The 24,554-nt window shown below is 63.1% G+C and carries 26 protein-coding genes; 12 read left to right on the top strand and 14 right to left on the bottom strand.

The genetic code is table 11. The annotated features are described in order from the left end of the window. Window positions 1–159 precede the first annotated feature (159 nt). Both M9955_00255 and M9955_00250 read left to right on the top strand, forming a co-directional pair. On the top strand, window positions 160–1,125 hold the full coding sequence (locus tag M9955_00255; protein MCO5080066.1) for a DUF3137 domain-containing protein: 966 nt from the start codon (window positions 160–162) through the stop codon (window positions 1,123–1,125). A gap of 132 nt (window positions 1,126–1,257) precedes the next feature. Beyond that, window positions 1,258–2,478, top strand: a complete 1,221-nt coding sequence (locus M9955_00250) for an NAD-dependent epimerase/dehydratase family protein (GenBank protein MCO5080065.1) — start codon at window positions 1,258–1,260, stop codon at window positions 2,476–2,478. Between the two features lie 7 nt (window positions 2,479–2,485). On the opposite strand, the gene M9955_00245 is transcribed toward M9955_00250, so the two are convergent. Continuing rightward, a complete protein-coding gene (locus M9955_00245; protein ID MCO5080064.1) occupies window positions 2,486–2,647 on the bottom strand; it encodes a type II toxin-antitoxin system HicA family toxin in 162 nt (53 codons plus the stop codon). A 35-nt stretch (window positions 2,648–2,682) separates the two neighbouring features. Continuing rightward, window positions 2,683–2,919 carry a DUF1902 domain-containing protein gene (locus M9955_00240; protein MCO5080063.1) on the bottom strand — a complete coding sequence of 79 codons (237 nt, stop codon included), beginning with the start codon at window positions 2,917–2,919 and terminating at the stop codon, window positions 2,683–2,685. A 108-nt stretch (window positions 2,920–3,027) separates the two neighbouring features. Between M9955_00240 and M9955_00235 the strand changes: the two genes are divergently transcribed. Further along, window positions 3,028–3,840 carry a glycosyl transferase gene (locus M9955_00235; GenBank protein ID MCO5080062.1) on the top strand — a complete coding sequence of 271 codons (813 nt, stop codon included), beginning with the start codon at window positions 3,028–3,030 and terminating at the stop codon, window positions 3,838–3,840. A gap of 2 nt (window positions 3,841–3,842) precedes the next feature. Then, window positions 3,843–4,985 (top strand): NAD(P)-dependent oxidoreductase, encoded by a 1,143-nt coding sequence (locus M9955_00230; protein MCO5080061.1) that lies wholly within the window; start codon window positions 3,843–3,845, stop codon window positions 4,983–4,985. A 40-nt stretch (window positions 4,986–5,025) separates the two neighbouring features. Here the strand turns inward: M9955_00230 and M9955_00225 are convergent, their stop codons facing one another. Then, window positions 5,026–6,237: a mandelate racemase/muconate lactonizing enzyme family protein gene (locus M9955_00225; protein ID MCO5080060.1), complete on the bottom strand. Its 1,212-nt coding sequence runs from the start codon at window positions 6,235–6,237 to the stop codon at window positions 5,026–5,028. 109 nt (window positions 6,238–6,346) lie between these two features. Beyond that, window positions 6,347–7,972, bottom strand: coding sequence for a GMC family oxidoreductase N-terminal domain-containing protein (locus tag M9955_00220; protein ID MCO5080059.1), 1,626 nt, complete (start codon window positions 7,970–7,972; stop codon window positions 6,347–6,349). A 181-nt stretch (window positions 7,973–8,153) separates the two neighbouring features. On the opposite strand from M9955_00220, the gene M9955_00215 reads away from it, so the two are divergent. Together M9955_00215 and M9955_00210 are read left to right on the top strand one after the other, a co-directional pair. Beyond that, the gene (locus tag M9955_00215; GenBank protein ID MCO5080058.1) at window positions 8,154–8,744 is read left to right on the top strand and encodes a hypothetical protein; all 591 of its coding nucleotides are present in this window, start codon (window positions 8,154–8,156) and stop codon (window positions 8,742–8,744) included. 94 nt (window positions 8,745–8,838) lie between these two features. Beyond that, window positions 8,839–9,234: an acyl-CoA thioesterase gene (locus M9955_00210; protein ID MCO5080057.1), complete on the top strand. Its 396-nt coding sequence runs from the start codon at window positions 8,839–8,841 to the stop codon at window positions 9,232–9,234. 3 nt (window positions 9,235–9,237) lie between these two features. On the opposite strand, the gene M9955_00205 is transcribed toward M9955_00210, so the two are convergent. Then, window positions 9,238–10,098, bottom strand: a complete 861-nt coding sequence (locus M9955_00205; GenBank protein MCO5080056.1) for a hypothetical protein — start codon at window positions 10,096–10,098, stop codon at window positions 9,238–9,240. A gap of 60 nt (window positions 10,099–10,158) precedes the next feature. Continuing rightward, window positions 10,159–10,530, bottom strand: coding sequence for a helix-turn-helix transcriptional regulator (locus M9955_00200; protein MCO5080055.1), 372 nt, complete (start codon window positions 10,528–10,530; stop codon window positions 10,159–10,161). 87 nt (window positions 10,531–10,617) lie between these two features. Here M9955_00200 and M9955_00195 point away from each other — a divergent pair, with 87 nt between their 5' ends. Then, window positions 10,618–11,217 (top strand): NAD(P)H-dependent oxidoreductase, encoded by a 600-nt coding sequence (locus M9955_00195; GenBank protein MCO5080054.1) that lies wholly within the window; start codon window positions 10,618–10,620, stop codon window positions 11,215–11,217. A 57-nt stretch (window positions 11,218–11,274) separates the two neighbouring features. Here the strand turns inward: M9955_00195 and M9955_00190 are convergent, their stop codons facing one another. From M9955_00190 to M9955_00180, 3 genes are all read right to left on the bottom strand, one after another. Next, complete coding sequence (locus M9955_00190; GenBank protein MCO5080053.1) at window positions 11,275–12,561, bottom strand: hemolysin family protein; 1,287 nt, start codon at window positions 12,559–12,561, stop codon at window positions 11,275–11,277. Between the two features lie 100 nt (window positions 12,562–12,661). Beyond that, the gene (locus M9955_00185; protein ID MCO5080052.1) at window positions 12,662–13,513 is read right to left on the bottom strand and encodes an extensin family protein; all 852 of its coding nucleotides are present in this window, start codon (window positions 13,511–13,513) and stop codon (window positions 12,662–12,664) included. A gap of 60 nt (window positions 13,514–13,573) precedes the next feature. After that, window positions 13,574–13,999 (bottom strand): DUF3775 domain-containing protein, encoded by a 426-nt coding sequence (locus tag M9955_00180; GenBank protein ID MCO5080051.1) that lies wholly within the window; start codon window positions 13,997–13,999, stop codon window positions 13,574–13,576. 154 nt (window positions 14,000–14,153) lie between these two features. Here M9955_00180 and M9955_00175 point away from each other — a divergent pair, with 154 nt between their 5' ends. Then, window positions 14,154–14,504, top strand: a complete 351-nt coding sequence (locus M9955_00175; GenBank protein MCO5080050.1) for a DMT family protein — start codon at window positions 14,154–14,156, stop codon at window positions 14,502–14,504. A 19-nt stretch (window positions 14,505–14,523) separates the two neighbouring features. On the opposite strand, the gene M9955_00170 is transcribed toward M9955_00175, so the two are convergent. Beyond that, window positions 14,524–15,657 (bottom strand): PQQ-dependent sugar dehydrogenase, encoded by a 1,134-nt coding sequence (locus M9955_00170; GenBank protein MCO5080049.1) that lies wholly within the window; start codon window positions 15,655–15,657, stop codon window positions 14,524–14,526. 266 nt (window positions 15,658–15,923) lie between these two features. Here M9955_00170 and greA point away from each other — a divergent pair, with 266 nt between their 5' ends. Both greA and M9955_00160 read left to right on the top strand, forming a co-directional pair. Continuing rightward, complete coding sequence (gene greA, locus M9955_00165; protein ID MCO5080048.1) at window positions 15,924–16,397, top strand: transcription elongation factor GreA; 474 nt, start codon at window positions 15,924–15,926, stop codon at window positions 16,395–16,397. 53 nt (window positions 16,398–16,450) lie between these two features. Beyond that, window positions 16,451–17,515 carry a glycosyltransferase family 4 protein gene (locus M9955_00160; protein ID MCO5080047.1) on the top strand — a complete coding sequence of 355 codons (1,065 nt, stop codon included), beginning with the start codon at window positions 16,451–16,453 and terminating at the stop codon, window positions 17,513–17,515. A gap of 22 nt (window positions 17,516–17,537) precedes the next feature. Here M9955_00160 and M9955_00155 read toward each other — a convergent pair whose 3' ends face one another. Beyond that, window positions 17,538–18,281, bottom strand: coding sequence for a glycosyltransferase family 2 protein (locus M9955_00155; GenBank protein ID MCO5080046.1), 744 nt, complete (start codon window positions 18,279–18,281; stop codon window positions 17,538–17,540). Window positions 18,282–18,479: 198 nt separating this feature from the next. Further along, complete coding sequence (locus M9955_00150; GenBank protein MCO5080045.1) at window positions 18,480–18,950, bottom strand: Lrp/AsnC family transcriptional regulator; 471 nt, start codon at window positions 18,948–18,950, stop codon at window positions 18,480–18,482. 209 nt (window positions 18,951–19,159) lie between these two features. Between M9955_00150 and trxB the strand changes: the two genes are divergently transcribed. Next, a complete protein-coding gene (gene trxB, locus M9955_00145) occupies window positions 19,160–20,134 on the top strand; it encodes a thioredoxin-disulfide reductase (protein ID MCO5080044.1) in 975 nt (324 codons plus the stop codon). 56 nt (window positions 20,135–20,190) lie between these two features. After that, a complete protein-coding gene (locus M9955_00140; protein MCO5080043.1) occupies window positions 20,191–21,087 on the top strand; it encodes a LysR family transcriptional regulator in 897 nt (298 codons plus the stop codon). A 293-nt stretch (window positions 21,088–21,380) separates the two neighbouring features. Here M9955_00140 and msrP read toward each other — a convergent pair whose 3' ends face one another. Then, on the bottom strand, window positions 21,381–22,346 hold the full coding sequence (gene msrP / locus M9955_00135; protein MCO5080042.1) for a protein-methionine-sulfoxide reductase catalytic subunit MsrP: 966 nt from the start codon (window positions 22,344–22,346) through the stop codon (window positions 21,381–21,383). Window positions 22,347–22,484: 138 nt separating this feature from the next. Continuing rightward, the gene (locus M9955_00130) at window positions 22,485–24,527 is read right to left on the bottom strand and encodes an elongation factor G (GenBank protein MCO5080041.1); all 2,043 of its coding nucleotides are present in this window, start codon (window positions 24,525–24,527) and stop codon (window positions 22,485–22,487) included. Window positions 24,528–24,554: the final 27 nt, after the last annotated feature.

Here is a 24,554-nt window from a genome sequence, read left to right as displayed (position 1 = left end):
AAGCTTGTATGTTACGCCCTTCGCCCCGGGTGATGCAAACCGCCATTCCTCCGCTCCGGTGTCGGGCAATCCATGTCAATCACCGGACACTGCGCGCCATACTGATGACGCCATGACAAAGTGAGTCTATTGCTGGTGACGGCAAGAGCGGAGGGAAGCATGGACGCGCGGGACTTCATGCCGGGAGAAGCGGCGCTTGCGAAGGTGAAGGCCGAGATCGAGGCCTATGAGGCGGAGCGCAAGGCGGTCCAACGCAGCGTGTCGATCCGCATCCCGATCTATCTCGCCATCGTTGTCGTGCTCGTCGTGATCCTCGCATTCGCCTTCAACAGTTTTGCGGACCCGAACGAGCAATGGAGCTCGGCGCCGCATGTCTTCCTTTACGTCGCCGGTATCATCGCACTGTTCCTCGCCTATTCATGGGCGAAGTCGCCGGCAAGGGAATTGCAGCAGTCGTTCCGCGCCCGGTTGTTGCCTGTCATCTTCGGCTTCATCGACAAGGTTCGGTATCGCCGCGGCGAGACGCCCGCTTCGGTCGAAAGGCTGCCGCGCGAAACGATCGGCTCCTTCAACCAGTCGAGCTACGACGACGAGATCGCGGGCGAATGGCAGGGCTTCCCCTTCGAGCTTTACGAGGCGGTGTTCTCGCAAAAAACGGGCAAAACGACGTCCACGATCTTTCGGGGCGTCGTCGTGGCGCTGGAAACCGCTTCGAGCTTTCCTGGCGTGCTGGTGGCGACGCGCAAGGCCAACAAGGTGACCTCCTTCTTCCGAGGCATCTTCGGCAAGGAGCTTGAGGAGCTTTCAAGCGGCATTCCCGTTCTCGACGCCGCATACGACTTCCGCACGGACAATCCGGAGGCCGCGCGTCCGCTGGTCACGGGCCGCCTCGCGCAGGCTCTCCAGTGGCTCGGGGAAACCTGGCCGGAGGAGCCGGCGCGCATCGCGTTGAAGAACAAGGACGCTTTCCTGCTGTTGCCGCAGTCAAAGAACTTCTTTGAATTGCCCGATATCTCGGTGCCGCTCGACTACAAGACCCACATCTCTCCGATGATCGCCGACATGGCCTCGCTGCTCGCCACCGGCGCGCTGGTGCGCAAGATCGGGGCCGGGGACGAGGCATAAACCGGCGACCAGTCCTTGAAAACCCGCTTGTCGCGAATGGATTTCGTCTGTGATCGACAGACGGAGTATGCAACTCCTGTCACAATTGCCCGTTAATCGGCTTAGGGGATCGACAGGAGAGGGACGATTCGCATGAAGATTGCCGTTCTCGGGGGCGACGGGTTCATCGGCTGGCCGACCTGCCTCAACCTCTCCGACAAGGGTTACGACGTCCACATTATGGACAATCTATCGCGGCGCTGGATCGATACCGAACTCGGCGTGCAGTCGCTAACGCCGATGGATTCCATCCAGGAGCGCACCCGCATCTGGTATCAGGAGACCGGGCGGCGCATCCATTTCCATCTGATCGACATCGCCCGCGACTACGAAGTGCTCAAGCAGTGGCTGGGCGAGCACAGGCCGGACGCGGTGATCCACTTCGCGGAGCAGCGCGCCGCGCCCTATTCGATGAAGAGCGACCGCCACAAGAACTACACGGTCAACAACAACGTCAACGCCACGCACAATCTGCTCAACGCGCTGGTGGAACTGGATCTTGACGCGCATCTCGTCCATCTGGGCACGATGGGCGTCTATGGCTATTCGACGGTCGGTGCGGCGATCCCGGAAGGTTATCTGTCCGTCGGCATCGACACGATGGACGGCGAGACGGTGAAGCAGGACATCCTCTACCCGTCCAATCCCGGCTCGATCTACCACATGACCAAGTGCCTGGATCAGTTGCTGTTCCAGTTTTATGCCAAGAATGACGGACTGCGCATCACCGACCTGCATCAGGGCATCGTCTGGGGCACCCACACCACGCAGACGCGGCGGCATGCGCAGTTGGTCAACCGCTTCGACTATGACGGCGACTACGGCACGGTGCTCAACCGATTCCTCATTCAGGCGGCCATCGGCTACCCGCTCACCGTCCACGGAACGGGCGGACAGACGCGGGCCTTCATCCATATCGAGGATTCTGTCCGTTGCATCGAGCTGGCGCTGGCAAACCCGCCGAAGCGCGGAGCGAAGGTGAAGATCTTCAACCAGATGACCGAAACGCATCGCGTTCGAGATCTGGCGGAACTGGTGGCTCGGCTGACCGGAAGCCAGGTCGCCTATCTGCCAAATCCGCGCAAGGAGGCGGCGGAGAATGATCTCGTCGTGAAGAACGACCAGTTCATCGAACTCGGCCTGAACCCGATCACGCTCGAGGACGGTCTGCTCTCCGAAGTCGTCGATGTCGCGAAGAAATTCGCCTATCGCGTCGACCGCAGCCGCATTCCCGCCGTGTCCGCATGGACGAAGGACATTGCACAGGCGATCGACCGCGATCCGGAAGGCAAACGGCTGAAGAGCGTTGGGTAGGCGGGGCTCAAAAGGCTTTTGGCAAACCGGCCTGACGCAGGATCGCGTTCGCTGTATGCCGACTCGGGATGCCTATCGGTACGGCGAAATTTCGCTCCGTTATCGGGCTACGCCAGATTTCGTGGCTTCCCTTGCCTTGCCGCACCAAGGCGCAGCCCGCCGCATGCAAAAGTTCTCTGAGCGGCCTATCGAACTGCGGACCATCTAAGCGGCTGCGCGCTCAACTTCGCGAAGCGCCGTGATCTGAAGAAACACCGATGCGGGATCGACGCCAGGATAATTTTCCGGCAGCAGATCAAGCGCCATCGTTGAGATTTTGGCCATCAGCCCGTCAAGTGTGACGTCGTCGGCAGCTGCGGGTATGTCGTCGCAATAGCCGCTCCAGACAGAGGCCTCATCGTCCCACGTGGCTGAAATAGTGAAGATGAGCGGTTTCGACATATTTGCTCCAGCGCCGAAAGGAATACATAGCACAATTTGCGGCCGCGCGCGAGGCTGGCGCGGAGCCGCTCTTTCGTCCCTGCAAGGAGGGAGGTAGAAGCAGCGTCCATGCTCCGCTACGCCTACGTCACCCTCGTCACTAATGCGGATTTTGCCGAAGGGGCTGTCGCCCTCGTTCGTTCGCTGAAGCTGAGCGGTACGGAAGCCGACATCGTGGTGATGCATACCGGCGGTGTCGGCGCCTTGGCGCTGCGGCCGCTCGAAGCGTTGGGCGCGATCCTGCTTCCCGTTGACCTGCTGCCTACATCCGAGACCTTCAACGAGCGTCACGCGCGGGCGAAGCTGCACGGCGCGGCGCCTTTCACGAAGGGGCGCAAGCCCGACTTCCACACGCCGCTCGACAATTTCGCCAAGCTGCGGCTTTGGCAACTGACACACTATGAGCGCGTGGTCTTTCTCGACGCGGATACGCTGGTCCTGCGGAGCATCGACAGGCTGTTCGGATATCCCGAATTTTCCGCCGCGCCGAACGTCTATGAAAGTCTCGCCGACTTCCGCCGACTGAACTCCGGCGTGTTCGTCGCGAGGCCGTCCGCCGCGACATTCGCCGACATGCTGGCCCGTCTCGATTCGCCGGATGCCTTCTGGCCGCGTACCGACCAGACCTTTTTGCAGGGCTATTTCCCGCAGTGGCACGGCCTTCCGGTCTTCTTCAACATGCTGCAATATGTGTGGTTCGCTCTGCCGGAACTGTGGGACTGGGCTTCTATCTCCGTGATCCACTATCAGTATGAAAAACCTTGGGAAACGGATCATCCGAAGGCCGAGAGGCTGCGCCCGCTGATCGATCTCTGGCAGGCCTATCGGACGGGCGAGGGCATCCCCGATCCCGCAACCTTGCAAAACCCGGCCGGCGGATGACGATGCGGCGGATCGTCGTTTCTGGCGGGACCGGATTTGTCGGCCGCTTCATCGTGGAAACCTTCCTGTCGCAGGGGCGGGAGGTGATCTTCGCGGGCAGGACGCCACCTCAGGCCAATTTCTTTTCGCGCTTCGTTCGCTACGTGCCGCTCGTTCTCGGCGGGCCGCTTCAAGCCGGTCTGTTCGATGGTGTCGACTGCTTCGTCCACGCCGCCTTCGATCATCTCCCGGGCCAATATCGCGGCGGGGAGGGGAACGATCCGGCGGGCTTCCGGCACCGCAACCTCGATGGGTCTATCGCGCTGTTCGATGCGGCGAGGGCAGCGGGCGTGTCCACGACGATCTTCCTTTCCAGCCGCGCGGTCTACGGCACACAGCCACCGGGAGCCTCGCTCACCGAGGATACGCTCCCGCGCCCGGATACGCTCTATGGCGAGATCAAGCTGGCCGTCGAGGATCACCTGCTGTCGATGGCCAATGCCGATTTCCGGCCGGTCGCATTGCGCGTCACCGGCGTCTACGGGCCTGCCGGCACTGGCCGCGCAGACAAATGGCATGCGTTGATCGAGGATTATCTGGCCGGCCGGCCGGTCGCGCCTCGTGTCGCGACCGAAGTGCACGGAGAAGACGTCGCGCAGGCGGTTTCGCTGTTGTCGGCGGACAGAGCGGCGGCAGGGATCTTCAACGTTTCCGACATCGTGGTCGATCGCCATGACCTTCTGGCGATTGTGAGAGACGCTGCGGCACGGTCGGCTGAAGGGCGTACCCCCACCCCTTTGGGGGCGAGCCACGTGTCTCGCCCGTCCTGCGGACCCCCACAAGGGGGAGGGGGATTCGGAGGCGTCGACGCCGAACCTGCTTCCGAGAAACGGGGGAAAGGCGACGCAAACGCCGCCACCAAGTCCCCCTCCCCCTTGTGGGGAGGGGTTAGGGGTGGGGGTAGCGACCTCGCGCAAACATCTCTTCAAAGGGCCAGTATCGCCCTGCATCCGCTGCCGGTCCGCGCCGACAGCCGGCAAGTCAACGTCATGTCGACCGAAAAGCTGCGCGCGCTCGGCTGGCGGCCGGGCGGCGTTTCCCTTCTGGAGCAGACCGTCCGCCGGATGGTGCGGGGCAAATCCTCACATTCCGATTCAATCCGGTAAGAGATTGAATCCGCGTGCTGTGCCAAGGGTCTGAAAACCCTCAGGGAAAGAGCGGTGTCTGGGTCATTTCCAGATGCAGCGCCTTGCCGGAATAGGGATGGGCCTCGCACACGGCTTCGTTCAGTTCCACGCCAAGTCCCGGCTCCTTCGACGGGATGACATGGCCGTCCTGCCAGTCGATCTTCTTCTTGAGCAGGGTTTCGTGGAAACCGTCCCACTGCTTCAGCGATTCCAGGATCAGGAAGTTGGGTAGGGTGGCGGCGAGCTGTATGTTGGCGGCGCCGACGATCGGCCCGCAATAGCAATGCGGCGCGACCTGTATGTGATAGGCCTCGGCCATGGCGGCGATCTTCTTCGTTTCCAGAATGCCGCCGGAGCGTCCGAGATCCGGCTGGAGGATCGTCGCCGCGCGGTTCTCGATGACGCGTGCGAATTCCCATTTGGTCGTCAGCCTCTCGCCCGTCGCTATGGGAATCTTCGTGCCGCGCGCCACTTCGGCCATCACTTCCGGCATGTCGGGCGGCACGGGTTCCTCGAACCATAGCGGGTCGTAAGGCTCGATGGCGCGCGCCATGCGTAACGCGCCCGACGCCGTGAACTGCCCGTGCGTGCCGAACAATATGTCGGCCTTCGTGCCGACGGCCTCGCGGATCGCCTTCACCATACGCGCCGACAGGTCGATGTCGTAGAGGCGCGGCTGGTGTCCGTCGAAGGCCGTGTAAGGGCCGGCCGGATCGAGCTTCACCGCGTCGAATCCCTGGCTGACGTAGAGTGCGGCGCACTCCGCCGCCATATCGGGATCGTTGTAGACGTTCCTCGGCCCGACATCCTCGGTATGGACGCTGCCCGCGTGCGGATAGAGATAGGTGTAGGAGCGCAGGGTTTCGTGCACCTGCCCCCCGAGCAGCTTGTAGACCGGCTTGCCGGCCTCCTTCCCGATGATGTCCCAGCAGGCCATTTCGAGCGCCGAGACGCAGCCCTGCATGGAAACGTCCGGCCGCTGGGTGAACCCCGAGGAATAGGCGCGGCGGAAGAAGGTCTCGATATCGTGCGGGTCGCGGCCGACGAGGTAGCGCTCGGCGCAATCCTCGATCATGCGCGCCGTCACATGCGGGCCAAAGGTCGCGTTATAAGCTTCGCCATAGCCGACGACGTTGGAATCAGTGGTAAGCCTGACGAAGATGAAATATTTGCCGCCGATGCCGGGGGGAGGGTTTCCGACCACCCATGTCTTGACGTCCGTGATTTTCATCAGGCTGTGACTCCGCGTTTCTTCATGAATGAACGGTGTTCAGTGGGGTGGTGAACAGTGATCAGTGGGTGGTGAACGGTGTTCAATTTTCCTGTTTACTGTTCACGGCTCACCGTTCACGATCAATATCCTCCAGAACCATTTCCGTGCCTTTCCATCCGGTGGCGATGGAAGCCGCGTTGGTGTTCCCGGCAATGTTCTCCGGGAAGATCGAGGCGTCGATGATACGCAGACCATCGAGCCCGTGCACCCTCAGCCGCGAATCCACCACGGCTTTCGCCGAGTCCGGTCCCATGCGGCAGGTCGAGACGGGATGATAGACGGTACCCGAGCGCTTCCTGAAATCCTGAATCAGATCGGCATCGGAAGTGATTAATGGACCGGGCAAAATTTCCTCGACGATGATCTCGGCCATGGCCGGCTGCGCGGCGATCCTGCGCAGGAATTTCACAGCCGCCAGCATCTCTGTCACGTCGCGCTCGGTGGAATAGGCATTCGCGACGATTTTTGGATATTCGCGCGGATCGGCGGAGCGGATCATGATCTCGCCGCGCGATGTCGGCCGGCAGTTGGACAGGCCGATGGAGAAGCCCGGCCAGGGGTCAGGCGTCAGGATCGGCCGTTCGCCGTTCTTCGGGATTACGGTCGAAAAGGCCTGGAAATAAAGCTGCATGTTCGGCCGCGTCAGCGACGGGTCGGTGCGGAAGAAACCGCCGCCGTGGTTCATGGACAGAGAGAGCGGGCCGCGGCGCAGCAGCAGATATTGCATGCCGACCAGCATCTTGCCCCACCATGGCCGCAGGATCTGGTTCAACGTCGCCTCGCGGCCCTTGTAGGTGTAGTTGATGCCGACATGATCCTGGAGGTTGCGGCCGACATTCTCGTTGGCGAGCAGCACGTCGATGCCGAGCGATTTCAGGTGGCCGGCCGGTCCGATGCCGGATAGCTGGAGCAACTGCGGCGTGTTGACGGAGCCGGCCGAGACGATCACCTCCCGGCCGGCGCGGGCGGTCACCGTCTGTCCGTTTCTCTCGTATTCGACACCGATGGCCCGCTTGCCCTCGAACAGGATGCGCGTGACCAGCGCGTTCGTCTCGACCCGCACATTCGGCCGCTTCATGGCGGGCCGCAGAAAAGCGCGGGCGGCGGACATGCGGCGGCCGTCACGGGTGGAAATCTGGTAGATGCCGACGCCTTCCTGCGTCGCGCCGTTGAAATCCGCATTGATCGGCAAGCCGGCTTGCTCGGCGGCTTTCAGATAACGCGCGGTCAGCTTCGGCGCGAAGGCCGTGCAGTCCGAGACATGGACGGGACCGCCGCGCCCGCGCCATTCGTCGGCGCCGGCCTGGTTGTCCTCGATCGCCTTGAAGATCGGCAGGAGGTCGGCGAAACCCCAGCCGGGATTCCCCTGCGCGGCCCATTCGTCATAATCGGCCGGATGTCCCCTGATCCACACCATGGCATTGATCGAGCTCGATCCGCCGAGGAGCTTTCCGCGCGGCCAGTGGTCGGCGTTGCCGGCAAGGCCGGCGTCAGGCTCCGTCCTGTAGTTCCAGTTGACGGCCGGGTCGAAGAAGGTCTTGCCGTAGCCGAGCGGCATCTGGACGTAGAAGCGCCGGTCCGTCCCGCCTGCCTCCAGCACGAGGACCGAGAAGCGGCCGCTGGCCGACAGGCGTTCGGCGACGACCGATCCGGCCGAGCCGGAACCGATGATGACGAAGTCGAATGTCTGCATAAGCCTGCTTCGTCACGGGGCGCGGTGAGAGTTCCAGACTAGCGGCTTCGGTTTCGCCCGATGTCATGTCGCGCGGCATGTGTTGTGACAAAAGCGACCGCGTGGCACCGCAGGATTCGAGGTGGTCACATCGCGCCCGTCGTCGCTAACATCGACAGGGAATCGGATCGGAGGCGAGTTCATGGACAGTCCAGTCGTTCATCCGGATGTTTTCGTGCATATCCGCATCATCGTCGGCATGGTGCTCGGGCTCAGCGTGTCACGTCTCATCACCGGGCTGACGCGTTTCGTGCAGCATCCGAAGCGCGAGAGGATCTATCCGATCCATCTCGGCTGGTGTCTGTTCCTGCTGCTCTCCATCATCCACTTCTGGTGGTACGAGTTCGGTCTGGCGACGATACGCCACTGGACCTTCGAGCTCTATTTCTTCGTCATCCTCTATGCGGTCCTGTTCGCCACGATCGCGTCGCTGCTCTTTCCGGATCGCATGGAGGAATATTCCGGCTACGAGGACTATTTCCAGTCGCGCCGCCGCTGGTTCTACGGCCTGCTGGCGGTGATGTTCCTCGTCGACATGGTCGATACGGCCGTTAAGGGCAGCGAGCACTTCCATTCTCTGGGGATAGAATATCCGATCAGGCAGAGCGCTTTCGCCATCTGCTCTATCATCGCCATGTTCGTCCCCGGCAAGACCTATCAGGCGATCTTTGTTTCCATCGGCCTCGTCTATCAGGCATGGTGGATATTGCGTCTGTTCGATGCCCTTTCCTGAATGGCCGAAGCGCCTTTCAGGCCGCCATTGACCGCAGCGGCAGCGCCATCCATAGCAGGCTCCGGTTCAGACAAGACTCAAGGAGAAGAGACGTATGGTGCACTATGTCGACGGCCAGCCGACCGGCGAATTGACATTGCGCACCCTCGCCATGCCTTCGGACGCCAATGCGGCGATGGACATCTTCGGCGGCTGGGTCATGGCGCAGATGGATCTCGCCTGCGGCATCCGCGCCGCCGAGCGCGCGAAGGGCAGGGTGGTGACCGCCGCCGTCAAGGAAATGTCCTTCGCCAAGCCGATGAAGATCGGCGATACGCTGTGCATCTACACGCATGTCACCCGCATCGGGCGCACGTCGATGACGCTCAAGGTGGAGGCCTGGGCGCAACGTTACCTTTCGGACCTGATGGAAAAGGTCACCGACGCCGACTTCATCATGGTCGCGCTGGATGCGGGCGGCAAGCCGAAGCCTATCCCGGCCGAGGATTGACGCTCAGAAGGTCTTCTTGAGGCTCAGGCCGACCGACCAGCCGCCCGGCGGCGTGTCGAGATGCGTCCGCCCGCCCGGCAGGCACTTGCAGTTGAAGGTGAAGGCGCCGGAGATGCTGGTGCCGAGCTTCGGCAGGTCGACGGTAAGGCCGATGCTGGGCGCATAGTCGTTGCGCGAGCTCGGCAGGTCGATGGTGACATACTCTCCGAGGTCGCGGAGCACGGGCGACAGGAACGTCTTCCAGAGCAGCTCATCGACGAGGTGCTGGCCGAAATCCGGCGTCATGCCGCCCTCGCCACTGATGCCGCGCATGACGAAGCCGACCTCGTCTATATGGACGTTGCAGATATCGTCCATCAGAGCCGCGTGGACGGCGGTGATGTCGCGCCGCTTCTCGATCGAGCCGGCGCTGCCGAAACGGTTTGCGAAGGACTTGTCCCATCCATGCGAGAAATTGCTGCCGCGCTCGCGCACCGGGAAGAGCGGCCGGTCGTCGAGCTCGAAGGGGTTCCAGATCTCGCGGAAGCCGTAGCCCCGGGTCGCGAGATAGGAAATGTCCAGCATGTTGAGCGAGAACACGCTCTTGAAGAAATGCTCCAGCTTCGACCGCTTCAGGGAGTAATAGTCGAAAGCGCGCTCGCCTGCGGCGGTGTTCGCCATGCGGAAGGCGTGCCACACCTTTTCGAAGCTTTTCGGATGGAAGAAGATGCCTCCCAGAACGGTGGGTTCGGCACGAAATGTCAGCTTGTTGTCCGGCGCGACGTGCTTGAAGTCGATCAGCTGTTCGAGGTCGATGGGAGGCGTGAGCGTCCTCAGCCGCGCGCAAATGGTGCGGTATGTGTCGCTATTCCTAGGATCGGACATGCGACTCGGACCTTGACGGACTGAGCCGTCATAAAATCCCCAATCACGCTTTCGTGCAAGCTATTCCGCCGCGAGCCGCGTTTCGTAGCGCCGCCGCGCCGCCTCCATGCGCTCCCGGTTCTGCCGGGCCCAGACGACGAGACCGTGCACCGGCTCGAGCAGATCGCGTCCGAGCGGGGTCAGTTCATACTCCACCTTCGGCGGGACCGTCGGATAAACGGTCCGGATCACAAAGCCGTCCTGCTCCAGGTCGCGAAGCGTCGTCGTCAGCATCTTCTGCGAGATGTTGCCGATGGTGCGGCGCAGCTCGTTGAAGCGCATCTTCTTCTCACCCAACTGGCTCACAACCAGCACGGTCCACTTGTCGCCGACACGCTGCAGCACATCGCTTATGGCGCGGCATTCGGGATGGTCGGGGTGCCTTGGTTTCAAAAAAGTGCCTCCTTGCGCGGCTCGTTTCCACTCTCCTATGTAGGCCAAGTATCCGTTGGATACCAGATTTGCCAAGAGAGGTTTTCCATGTCCAAGCCAAAAATCGGGATCGTGGTTGGTTCCGTGCGCCCGAACCGTTTTGCCGATCATCCGACGAAATGGATCTCCGAGATCGCCGGGAAATACAATGAGCTGGAGTTCGAGATCGTCGACGTCAAAGACTATCCGATGCCGTTCTTCAACGAGGTGACGTCGCCGCTTTATGCCCCGTCGGCCAGCGAGGCGGCGCAGCGCTGGCAGAAGAAGATCGCGAGCCTCGACGGCTTCATCTTCATCGCCGCCGAATACAGCCGTGGGCCGACCGCATCGCTCAAGAACGCGCTCGACTACGCCTATACGGAATGGAATCGCAAGCCGGCCGCCTTCGTGGGCTACGGCGGCGTCGGCGGCGCCCGGGCCATCGAGCAGCTGCGCCTCCATGCCGTCGAACTGCAGATGGCGCCGACGCGCAATGGCGTCCACATCGTCTGGGCCGACATGATGCAGGTAATGCAGGGCGACAAGACGCTCGCCGAGCTAGATCACCTCAATGCGGCCGCGAACAACCTGCTGACCGAACTGACGTGGTGGGCGAAGGTCCTGAAGACGGCGCGTGAGGCCGACGCCGTCGAGGCCAAGGCGGCCTGATTTCCGCTACGAAAAGGGCGGCCTGCGGCCGCCCCTTTCCGGTATCCCGCGTTCCCTTCAGGAGGGAAGACGCGAGGCGAGGACCTTGTCGATGCGCCGGCCGTCGAGATCGACCACTTCGAAGCGCCAGCCCTGAGCGTCGATCGTCTCGCCGGTCGCCGGCAGGTGGTGCAGATGCGAGAGGATGAAGCCGGCAAGCGTCTCGTAGTCGCGGTTCTCGGGCAGGTCGATGTTGAGCTGGTCCGCCATCTCGTCGGCCGGCATATATCCAGCCAGAAGCCATGAGCCGTCCTCGCGCTGGACGACTGTCTCGTCGCCTTCGTCCAGATCCGCGCGGAACACGCCGGTGATGGCTTCCAGTATGTCGGCGGGCGTGACGATGCCCTCGAAATGGCCGTACTCGTCATGGACCAGCGCCATCGGCGTGTCGGATTCCCGCAGCGTCGCCAGCACATCGAGCGCGTCGGCCTGATCGTGGACGATCGGCGCGGCGCGCAGGTGCTTGCGCACATCCAGCGGCTTGCCGGCCAGCAGCGCCGCCAGCACGTCGCGCGACGCGACGACGCCTACCATCGCGTCCACGGAACCCTCGCCCGCCGGCAGGCGCGAATGCTGCGTCTCGGTGAGGGTCCTGCGGATGGCGGCCTCGTCCGCATCCAGATTGATCCAGTCGACCTCGGTGCGCGGCGTCATGACCGCCCGCACCGCGCGGTCGCCGAGCCGCATGACGCCGGCGATCATGCGGCGCTCGTCGGATTCGATCGTGCCGTGATGCTCGGCCTCGGCCACGAGCATCTTGATCTCCTCGTCCGTGACTTTTTCCTCGCTCTCGCCGCTCTGGCCGAGCAGCCACAGCACCGCGCGGCCCGATACGTCGAGCAGGAACACCAGCGGCGCTCCGACCCTCGCGAGGACGCGCATGCCCGGCGCAACCATGCAGGCGATGCCTTCCGGATTGCGCAGGGCAAGCTGCTTCGGAACGAGTTCGCCGACGATCAGCGAGCCGTAGGTGATGACGGCGACGACGATGCCGACGCCCAGCGTGCTCGCGACGCCCGCCGAGAGGCCCTGCGCGATCAGCACGGCGGTGAGCCTGTCCCCCAGCGTGGCGCCCGAAAAGGCGCCGGAAAGCACGCCGACCAGCGTGATGCCGATCTGCACGGTCGAAAGGAAGCGTCCGGGGTTGGCCGACAGCGCGAGCGCCTTGGCGGCGCCGCTGACATTGCGATCCGCCATTGCCTTCAGCCGCGCCGGACGCGACGAAACGACGGCCAGTTCGGACATTGCCAGCAGGCCGTTCACGAAAATGAGGACGACCACGATGGCGATTTCGATGTAGACCATAATGTCGCTCAACTACACGATCAGCGGGAGCATTGGAAATAGGCCCGGTTCATTTCCAGAATGGCTTGTGCGCAAGGGCGGTCACGCGACGGCATGGCACTCATTGGCAGAAAGTGGAGCCGTTCCGGCGTTTTGCCAGATCGAAATGGAAATGCGTGGCGTGATCGGCGTCGCTGCCGGGGCCGAGCACGGTCGTGAAGGGACCGCATGCGGCTTTCCTGATCCTGTCCAGAAAGTCCCGCGCCTTCGCATCGTCGGTCGCCGTTACGTCGATGGCGGTTTCGTCCGCCAGGACGAAGCGGGCGATGTCCAGCGCGTTGCCGAACGCATGTTCGGACAGCTTCGTCGTGCCGTTGCGCGGCCGGCAGACATAGGTCGAGGCATTCGAGATCGCCTTCAGCCCGGCTCCGTAGGCCGAGCGGGCGGCGGGAGCGACGACCGTCTGTGAGAAACGCGCTGCCGCCTCCGCCATCGCGCAGTTCATCAGCCCAGCCGGTTCGAGCGCGATGCCGGAACCCAGCGTGGACACGGAAACCGGGTCCGGCACGGAGCAGCCGTCTCCCTCCGCGATCGGACGCTCGACCTCGAATTCGACGCCGAGATCCCTGAGCCTCCGCAGGCAGGCTGCGTCCGGTCCGCCGGCCTCCGTCCGCCTGGCGTTGTGGCGGCCGACGCTTTCGCGAATGCGCGCAGCGTTCCCCGCGGGAGCGCGCGGCGCGTCCCGATCTTCGTCGGGCCGTGCTTGCGGGACCGGAATTTCAGCCGCGTCATCCGGCATCTCCTGCCTGTCGCGTCCGACACGATCGTGGGTAGTCGTTTCCGTGTCGGGCCTTGGCGTGGGCGCCGCCACATCGGCCGGCAACGGGGGCCGGCGCTGGCGCGCCTCAGCGGCATCTCCCGAAACGGAGAGGAGAGCGACTGCCAGCAGAACCGGGGGAAGGAGTTTCTCCATACAAGGAGAACTGGCGCATGAGGCGCTTCAGGCAAGCTCGGGGCGGGTCCGGCGGTGGCGTCACGCCCCGATGGCTTCGAGGCCTTCTTCCAGATAATCCGCGAGCATGGGCATGCCCATGAGGTATTTTGCGGTCTTGCGGTTGCCCCGCTGCCTGGCCTCCGCGACGGCTTCCGCCCATTCGCGGGCATCGTAGTCCCCGCGTCCGATCCAGACCAAGGCCACCAGTTCGGCGGCCTCGTCCACATTGAGGTCGTTGATCAGCTCGCGCAGTTCCTCCTCGGTGAGGTCCTGTTCCTCTTCCTCCGCCAGACCGTCGTGATGGTGACTGTCGCGCGAGCGCTCGTCGAACTCGATCTCGTGCTCGCTGCCGTCGTCATAGTCGGCTTTCAGGTCGGCGCTGATGGCCTTCGCCTTGAGAATGAAAAGCCTGACGGTGTCAGGACCGATGGTGAGGTTCCATTCTTTCTCGGCGTATTGCGACACGGCAGGCGCTCCTTTTCCAGCCGCATGATAGCCGAATTGGCATTGCCGTCATGTATCGATTGTTAAAATCAGCGGTGCACCATGTCGCACGGATTGACAGCCGCATCCGGCAAGGCCATCGCAAGCCTGTTCCGCCTCCCTTCAGGACCCCTCCATGTCGATGCTGCTTTCACCCAAAGTGGTGCCCATTCTGATGCTCGTCGCCTCGAACGTCTTCATGACGTTCGCCTGGTACGGGCATCTCAAATACAAGGCGTCGCCGCTTTATGCCGCGGTGCTGGTCAGTTGGGGCATCGCCTTCTTCGAGTACTGGCTGGCCGTTCCCGCCAATCGCATCGGCAGCGCGATATACTCCGCCGCCGAACTGAAGACGATGCAGGAGGTGATCACGCTCACCGTCTTCGCGGTGTTCTCGGTGTTTTGGCTGAAGGAGAGCTTCACCTGGAACCACGCCATGGGGTTCGCGCTCATAGCGGGCGGGGCGGCGCTGATCTTCCGCGCCTGACCGGAATCTGACGTCGGGCTCAGTCGCCGCGCGACAGGCGGACGATGGCGCCGTTTTGTTCGTCCGTGAGAAGCCAGATCGATCCGTCGGGCGCGACGTTGACGTCGCGGATGCGGCCGAAGGCGTTTTCCAGCATGCGTTCCTCGCCGAGGATCTTGCCGCTCTCGTCGCGGTCGAGACGCGACAGGAGGGCGAATTTCAGCGAGCCGACCAGCAGATCGCCTTTCCATTCCGGGAACATGTCGCCTTCGTAGACGGCGAGCCCTGAAGGCGCGATCGACGGGTCCCAGTAAAACAGCGGCTGCTCCATGCCTTCCGCCTCCGTGCCCTTGCCAATCTTGCGGCCGTTGTAGTTCACGCCGTAGGAAATGACCGGCCAGCCATAGTTGCTACCGGCCTCAGGCCTGTTGATCTCGTCGCCGCCCTTGGCGCCGTGCTCGACCGTTATCAGCGAATCCGTCACCGGATCGAACGCCGCGCCCTGAACGTTGCGATGGCCCTTGGACCAAAGCTGCGGAAGGGCGCCGCCATTCGCATAGGGATTGTCGCCGGGCGCGCTGCCGTCCGTGTTGATGCGCAGAACGGCTCCTGCGCTGTCGTTCATGTCCTGCGCGCGCTTGCCGTCGCCGCGGTCTCCGGTGGTGACGAACAGGGTGCCGTCGGGGCGCATGACGAGGCGTGAGCCGAAATGCTGGCCGCGCGACGTCTTCTTCTCCATCGCGAAGATGACCTTCACGTCTTCCAGTCGGGCTTTCGACCCCTCCTTCACCAGTCTTGCCCGCGCGACCGCCGTGCCGGCGCCGCCGTTTCCGGGCTGGGAGAAGGACAGGAATATCAGGCCGGAGCGTTCGAAATCCGGCGCCGCCGCCACGTCGAGCAGCCCGCCCTGTCCGCGTGCCCACACCTTCGGCACGCCGTCGATCGGCTCGGACAGCCGTTCGCTCGTCAGAAGTCTCAGCGTGCCGGAACGCTCGGTCACGATGACATCGCCGCCGGGCAGAAAGTCCATCCCCCATGGGTGATTCAGACCGTTCGCCATGATGTCGGCATCGACAGCGAAGTCGCCGACCGTGAATTTCGTCTGGGCATCGGCAGCTGCCGTCAGGGCGGCGAGGAAGCCGAGGGCGGGAAGGGTCAGGGAAGATCGTTTCATACGACCGGAGTTAGGTCCCGACAGTCCGCGTACAAGGGATGCGAGGCCGCCGGCCCTTCACAAGGTCGGGAGGCTTTTCGTCGCGTTTGACGGTTTCCGGAGCCATTTCGCATTTTTCAACGTGAAAATTGTCGGCAAATCGCTATATAGTCGAGCGCGAACAGACGAAGCGGTTCCGTCAGTAGAGGCTGCCGGGCCGTTTTCTTTTTGTATCTTGAGGGTCGGCGGATCGTCGGCGGCCCCGGAATTCGGAAAGGCAACACGTCATGAACAAGGTCCCGATGACCGCTCGGGGATTCGATACGCTCAAGGAGGAGCTCCGCTGGCGTCAGCAGGAAGAGCGTCCGCGTATCATCGAGGCGATCGCGGAGGCGCGTTCCCATGGCGACCTTTCCGAAAACGCCGAGTATCATGCGGCCAAGGAGCAGCAGAGCCTCAATGAGGGCCGGGTCAACGAACTCGAAGACCTGATCGCGCGCGCCGAGGTCATCGACGTCAGCAAGCTGACCGGCGAGAAGGTGAAGTTCGGCGCCACCGTCCAGCTTGTCGACGAGGACACCGAGGAAAACAAGACCTACCAGATCGTCGGCGATCAGGAGGCGGACGTGAAGGCGGGCCGCATCTCGATCTCCTCGCCGATCGCGCGCGCGCTGATCGGCAAGGAAGTCGGCGACACCATCGAGGTCAACGCGCCCGGCGGGGCGCGCGGCTACGAGATCGTCAAAGTCCAGTTCGTGTGAGTTCGGCCGGCGAGGGCCTGCCATTGCGCACCGGCGTCCGTCCTGTCGGAGTCCTGACGGCGGACAGCCGTGTCGACATGGCAGACATCGACGTGGTGGCGCCCAATCTGAAGCGGCGCCTCTCCGGTGTCACCAGCTCCATCGTGCAGCTTGTCCCCGTGCAGGCGCGCTCCATCGGCATTGCGACGCTCGGCCCCGGCTTGCCGACGACGCTTCCCCATATGCGATGGTGGCAATTGCCGGCGCTTTTCGTCCGGCCGCGGTCGGGCAGGCGACGCATCTGGCACGCGCGGCGCAATGTCGAGATGATCGCGGGCATTGTGCTGGGGAAGGTGCTGCGCGCTCCGCTCAGGCTGGTCTTCACCTCCGCTGCCCAGCGGCACCACAAACCGTTCACCAGATGGCTGATCCGCAGGATGGACGCCGTCATCGCCACCAGCGCGCGATCGGGCCGTTTCCTGGAAGTCCCGCACACCGTCGTCATGCATGGCGTCGACACGGAAAAATTCCATCCGGCAAGGGCGCCGGAGGACCGTTTCGAGGCGGCGGATCTGCCGGGACGCTATGCGATCGGATGCTTCGGCCGGGTCCGACATCAGAAGGGCACGGATCTCTTCGTCGACGCGATGATCGCGCTTCTGCCGCTCTATCCGGAATGGACCGCTGTCATCACCGGCCGCGTGACCGTCGAGAACCAGGCTTTCGCACGCGACCTGCAGGCCCGCATCGCCGTGGCGGGGCTCACACGGAGAATCCGCTTCCTCGGCGAAGTACCTGATGTTGCTGTCTGGTACCGCCGCGTGACCGTCTATGTCGCCCCGTCACGGAACGAGGGCTTCGGCCTCACCCCGCTCGAAGCGATGGCGTCGGGCACGGCGGTGGTGGCAAGCGATGCAGGCGCCTTCGCCGAGCTCGTCCAGCCCGGAGTGACGGGCGCCGTGGTGCCGGCCGGCGACGGCACGGCGTTGACGGCGGCCATCGAGCCCTATCTGCGCGACGCGGAACGCGCCGCTCGCCACGGGCAGGCCGGCATCGATCTGGTCGCGCGAAAATTCCCGCTGACGCGCGAGGCGGCCGGCGTTCTTGCCGTCTACGAAAAGGTCTGGTCGGCGGGGTAGAACGCCGCCCTTTGTCCGTCCGTCACTCCGGCGGCGCGTCCGATCCGAGCGAAAGCCGGTAGAGCTTGGATTCGGTCAGCAGCACATATTCCGCGCGCAGCAGGGCATGCACGATCCCCGCCTTGCCGCACATGAAATAGCGCTGGCCGACATAGGTCTTCACGAATTCGCCGATGCACAGGAAGATCAGCCGGAACGGCCCGGTCTTCTTGCCGCGCATGTGCTGGTCGCGGGCCTTGAGCGTCGAATATTTGTTGAGCAGCGCCGATTCGGCGGCAACGGACATATTCCGGTAGTGCATCATGACGCCGCGCTTCAACCGATCGGTAGGACCTTCGACCGACAGGGATTCGTGCACCAGTTGCGTCGTGTCGAAGCCGGCCTTGTCCTTGCGGACCAGCCTCAGGAGATAGCGCGCATGCACGATGGCCGGCGGATAGCCATAGCCCGGAAGATGGTCGCGCCGGCGCATCCAGAAACCCACCTTGTCCGTGCGATCAAGGGGCAGCGCGAGAATTTCGGCCCTGAGTTCGTCGTCGATATATTCGTCGGCGTCGAGAGAGAGGCACCAGCGGCCCCCGGTCGCCTCGAGGGCGAACTGCTTCTGTTTGGCGTAACCCGGCCACGGACGCTCGATCAGCCGGATCGGAAAGCCCTTCTCGATCATCGACGTGATGATCGCGACGGTGCCGTCGGTCGAACCGGAATCGACGACGACGATCTCACGGCAGAAACTCAGGCTTTCCAGGCAACGCCGAATCGTCACGCTCTCATCCTTGCAGATGACGAACGCCGAGATCTCAGTCGTTGATGTCCGAACCAGCATTGAAACCTGCGGTGCTTCCGGTGAGCTTACCGTGGGAATTGGAACACTATTCCGGCGTATTCTTGCCGCGAGCGGTAGCGCGTTGCAGCATAAATGGGGCAGAGGCAAGGCCGGCGACGGCCGATCGGCGGGTCTCCGTCAGATCGGCACCAGCCCCTCGTCCTTGACGGGTCGTATCGTCAACGCGGTGCGCACCGTATCCACATTGGGCGTCGAGGTGAGTTCCTCGATGACGAAGGTCTGGAACGTCGCGAGATCGTTTGCGACGCAGTGGAGCATGAAGTCGGATTCGCCGGAGACCATCCAGGCCTGACGGACGATCTTCCAGTTGCGTGTCTGGTCGGCGAAGGCTTTCAATTCGGCCTCCGACTGGTGGTGCAGGCCAACGAGGCAGAATGCGACCACGTCGAGCCCGAGCGCCGGGGCGTTGAGAAGAGCACGATAACCGCGGATGATTCCGGTTTCTTCCAGCCATTTCATCCGCCGCAGGCAGGGCGGCGCCGATATGCCCACCCGCCGGGACAACTCGACGTTGGAAATCCGTCCTTCGCGCTGCAACTCACGCAGGATCTTCCAGTCGATTTCATCGAGATCGGCGGTAAGGGGCATCGGGGGCCTGGAAACGGAGTGCGTTTCGGACCCTCTGTAGTGCAAGCGCGATCGGACCTCAACCGTGCGGGCAGGCCGGATGCGCGATCGAACCGATGGTTGGGGAGGAAGGAATTCCCTGCCTTGCGAGGGGGTGGAGCAACACATAGATTGTAGGCGAAATCCGAACGCGCGCCCTTCGCAGCGTTCCTCCCTTCGGAAGTTCCATCATGTCCGCCAAGCATGCCCCCGTACTGATCATCGGTTCCGGACCTGCGGGTTACACCGCGGCGATCTATGCGGCCCGCGCCATGCTCAAGCCGGTGCTGATCGCCGGCATGCAGCAGGGCGGCCAGTTGATGATCACCACCGACGTCGAGAACTATCCCGGCTTCGCCGAACCGGTCCAGGGGCCGTGGCTGATGGAGCAGATGCTGAAGCAGGCCGAGCATGTCGGCACCGAGATCGTCAACGATCTGGTCGTCGATGTGAATCTCGACGTCCGGCCGTTCCGGGTGAAATGCGATTCCGGCGACGAATACACCGCGGACGCCCTGATCGTCGCGACCGGCGCGCAGGCGAAGTGGCTGGGCATTCCGAGCGAGAAGACCTTCATGGGTTTCGGCGTCTCGGCCTGCGCCACCTGCGACGGTTTCTTCTATCGCGGCAAGGATGTGGTGGTCGTGGGCGGCGGCAACAGCGCCGTCGAGGAAGCGCTCTATCTGTCGAACCTCGCAAGGAGCGTGACGGTCATCCATCGCCGGGGCGAATTCCGCGCCGAGCGCATCCTGAGGGAACGTCTCGCCAGGAAGGAGAACGTGTCGGTGCTGTGGGACACCGTCGTCGAGGAGATCGTCGGCGAACATGCCAGGCATCCGATGCCGCCCTCCGTCAACGGGTTGAAACTGCGCAACATCAAGACGGGCGTCGTGACGGACTTCAGGACCGACGGCGTGTTCGTCGCGATCGGACATGCGCCCTCGGTCGATCTCTTCGTCGGCAAGCTCAAGCAGAAGCCGAACGGCTATCTCTGGACGGCGCCAGACTCGACACGGACGGACGTGCCCGGCGTGTTCGCGGCCGGCGACGTGACGGACGACGTCTATCGGCAGGCCGTGACCGCAGCCGGGCTGGGATGCATGGCCGCTCTCGAGGCGGAAAAATATCTTGCGGAAATGGAGATGCACCGGGAAGCGGCGGAATAGGCGGACGCTGCATCAGGTCGCGAAAGGAAAGCGCGATCCAATAAACGAGGGGAAATATGGCTCTGGACTGGGACAAGCTACGCGTGTTTCACGCCGCGGCCGAGGCTGGCTCGTTCACGCACGCCGCGGAGAAACTGCGTCTTTCGCAGTCCGCGATCTCGCGTCAGGTCAGCGCGCTGGAGGCCGATGTCGGCGTGTCGCTGTTTCATCGCCACGCGCGCGGCCTCGTGCTGACGGAGCAGGGTGAGATCCTGTTCCGCACGGCGCATGACGTGCTGATGAAGCTCGAAAACGTGAAGTCATTGCTGACCGAGGCTAAGGACCGCCCCTCGGGCCTGTTGCGCGTGACCACGACCGTCGGACTCGGCGCGGGATGGCTCACCGAGCGCGTGCCGGAGTTTCTGGAGCTCTACCCGGACATCCAGCTGCAGCTGATCCTGGCCAATGAGGAGCTTGACCTCGTAATGCGGCAGGCCGATTGCGCCATACGCCTGCGCCAGCCGCAGCAGCCGGACCTGATCCAACGACGTCTGTTCACCGTGCACTTCCACCTCTATGCCGCCCCTTCCTACATCGCCAAGCACGGCAAGCCGGAAACGATGGGGAACCTGAAGAATCACCGGATCGTCACCTTCGGGGAGCCGGTTCCGCCGCATCTGTCGGAATTGAACTGGCTGGAGTCGGTCGGCGACTTCGAGGGCGGCAAGCGCATCGCCACGCTCCAGATCAACGACATCCTGTCGATCAAGCGCGCCGTGCAGCGAGGAGCCGGCATCGCGATGCTGCCGGACTACATTGTCGAGAAGGAATCAGGCCTAGTGCAACTGCTGCCCGAGACCGAAGTTCCGTCCTTCGATACCTACTTCGCCTATCCCGATGCGATGAAGAATCAGGCCAAGCTGCATGTGTTCCGCGACTTCGTTCTCGCGAAGGCGCGGAATTGGGCATATTAATCAACCGCTTGGTGAAAAATGGTGCATTGCAGCAAGAGTCGTACTTTTTGCATGGGAGCCTTGCAAAGTATTTGCTTGTTTGTTGGGCAAGAGCAGCCCATATAGCAATCATCTCCTGGGCGCGTTCCTCCTCCCATTGGCGCCCACGAGTGTTCCCCTCTGGAGGTTTCGCCTTTATAGGCACTTCCATACCTAGCCGGATCTTTTGATCCGGCTTTTTTTTCGCCTGATGATGGACGGTTTTCAGGCAGTTCCGGTAATTGCCTGAATTGCGTGCACGACGCATCGCGCGGCTACATATAGAGGTTCTCGCCCTCCATCCCCGCGTAGAGATCCGCGACCTCCGCGCCGTAGCCGTTGAAGAGCCGGGTCGGAATCAGTTCTCCCGTATCGATCACCCGTTCCTGCGCCTGACTCCAGCGCGGATGGGACACTTCAGGATTAACGTTCGCCCAAAAACCGTACTCGCTGGACTGCAGCGCTTCCCAGAGCCCTACCGGGCGTTCCTCGACGAAGGAAATCTTGCGGATCGACTTGATCGACTTGAAGCCGTACTTCCATGGCAGGTGCAGCCTGATCGGCGCCCCGAACTGCTTCGCCATGGGCTTGTCGTAGGCGCCCGTCACGAGGAAGGCGAGATCGTTCGCCGCTTCCTGGATGGTGACGCCCTCGACATAGGGCCACGGGTAGAGGAAATCGTTCTGGCCGGGCGCCATCGAGGGGTCCATGAAGGTCTCGAAGCGGATGTATTTCGCCGATCCGAGCGGCTTGGCGAGCGCCACCAGCGATTTCAGCGGAAAGCCCGTCCAGGGCACCGTCATGGACCAGGCCTCGACACAGCGGTGACGATAGAGGCGGCTTTCGAGCGGGATTTTGCGGACGAGCTCGTCGAAGCCGATGGTCATGGGAGCCTCGACCAGCCCGTCGATGGCGATCTCCCATGGGCGCGTCCTGAGCTGCTGCGCGTCGGCCGCGATCTGCTTGTACGTCCCGTATTCGTAGAAATTATTGTAGTTCGAGCTGATGTTCTCGGGCGTGAGAGGTCGTTCGATCGTGTAGGTCTCGTTCTTTTTGGCGGGATAGAGATCGGCGGTCGGATCTGCGTCCTGGGCGATCGCGAAGGAGGACAGGAGCCCGGACAGGCTGGCGGCGCCAAGCCCGAAGGCCTTCAAGATGCGCCTTCTGTCACGGAAGACCGCTTCGGGGATCGCGTGCGATTCCGGGATTGCCCAGGACGGGCGGCGATGGATGGCGAACATGTTCTGTCTCTTTGCCGGCAGCGCCGCATGAAAAGGCTTCGAAAATGATTTTTCGCGCCCGGCTCCTTATCTGATAGCAAGAACGTCATGTACCGCCGCAAGTTTCCCTTGCGGCGGCGATCAATCCCTCGTGAGGGTTCAGGCCGCCTTCTGCGCGTTCATGACATCGTCGGCGAGGCGGCCCGTCAGTTCCGCCATGTGATCGAAGCGCGATTCGAATGTCGCGACACCGGCTGTCGCCGAGCGCAACTCCACGATCAGGTTGCCGATCTCCGACTGCGGCATGGTGGCCTCCACGACGTCCCAGCCGTCCCAGCCGGGCCGGGCGTCGAAACCGAGGATCTGTCCGCGCCTTTGCGGCACGATGGCCGTCACCTTCGCCGTCGCTTCGGAGGGCGTGAAGATGTCCACCTTCATGATCGGCTCCAGCAGGACGGGAGAGCATGCGGCCATGCCTTCCTTCATGCCGATCTTGGCGGCCATCTGGAACGCCATGTCGGAGGAATCGACCGTGTGGTAGGAGCCGTCCGACAGGTTGACCGCTATGTCGACTACCGGAAAGCCGAGCGGACCGATCTTCAGATAGTCGCGCACGCCTGCTTCAACCGACGGAATATACTGTTTCGGGACGACACCGCCGGTGATCGTGTCGGTGAACTGGAAGCCGCTGCCACGCGGCAGGGGTTTGATTTCGATCACCACATCCCCGAACTGTCCGTGGCCGCCTGACTGCTTCTTGTGGCGGCCGCGCTGCTGGGTGGCTTTGCGGATCGTCTCGCGATAGGGCACGCTCGGGGCGCGCGAGGTGACCGGAATCTGGTATTTTCCCTCCAGCCTTTCCATGGTGACGCGCAGATGCATCTCGCCATGACCGGAGATCACCGTCTCGCCGGTGTCCTGGTCGTGATGGACGGCGAGCGACGGGTCTTCGTCCGCGATGCGCTGGATGGCGGACGAGAGTTTCACATCGTCCTTGCGCTCCTTCGGCCGCAGCGCGATGGAGAAGACCGGCTGCGGGGCCGCGAGCTGGAACAGCGGCTTCGCATTCCGCTCGGAGGTCAAGGTCGCGCCAGTGGCGGCGTCATCGAGCTTGCCGAGCGCCACCGTGTCGCCGGCCCTGGCGGATGTCAGCTTGTGCTGATCCTTGCCGAGCATCCGGTAGATGCCGGAAATCTTCACTGAACCGCCGCCGGCGATATTGAGCTCCGCGCCGTCGGCGGCGCTGCCGGACAGGATGCGCGAGATGGAGAGCTTGCCGCCATGCGGCGTGTGAACGGTCTTCATGACCTGCACGACAGTTCCGCTGCCGTCCAGCCCGAGCCGCCTGCGCGTCGCCTCGACATCCGGCGCATCGTGGCGGATCGCCTTCAGGAGACGCAGCACGCCGTTGCCCTTTTCCGCCGTGCCGATCAGCACCGGAACCACGGAGCCGTCGCGAAGATCAGCCGCGAGGTCGTCGAACACTTCGTCGCGAGGCGGCTCCTTCTCCTCCAGCAGCTGCTCCATGAGCAGGTCGTCGTGGTCGGCAAGCGTCTCCAGCATGGAAAAGCGCGCCTCGACCTCGCGGGCCTTCTCGTCGTCCGGTATTTCGGTCACTTCGCTCTCGGCGAAGTCGCGCCAGACATAGGCGCGCTCCAGCGCCAGATCGATGGAGCCGATGACGGCCTCGCCATTGCGCAGCGGAATCTGACGCAGAAGCAAGGGCGCCGCGCTCGTCGGCTGCAGCATCTTCAGCGTGTCGCGCACGCCGGCGCTGGTCTTGTCGATCTTGTTGAGGAACAGGATGCGCGGGATGCCGGCGGCGTCGAGCTTCCGCATGATGAGTTGCAGCGCGGCGACCTTTTTGGGGTCCGCTTCCGCGACCACCACCGCGACGTCCGCCGCGGCCAGAACCGGGTCCGCCTCCGTGGCGAATTCGATCGATCCCGGACAATCTATGAAGGTGAGGCTGTCGCCCATGAAATCGATGGTCGCCGCCGCGGCCTCGACGCTCATTGCGTGGGCACGCGCCTCGGCGGAATGGTCGCCGACCGTCGTGCCGGAACCGACTGCACTCTGGCGGGATATGGCGCCGGCACGCGCCAGAATCGCCTCAAGCAATGTGGTTTTTCCGCTGGCGAAGGGACCGACAATGGCAATGCATTTCGGTCCCGTACGCCTTCCTCCGGCGCGATTTCCCATGCTGACCTCCACTCTGTTTCCTCGAGA

This window comes from Rhizobiaceae bacterium (assembly GCA_023953845.1).
Taxonomy (GTDB): Bacteria; Pseudomonadota; Alphaproteobacteria; order Rhizobiales; family Rhizobiaceae; genus Arvimicrobium.
This window is presented reverse-complemented; position numbering and strand designations above follow the sequence as displayed.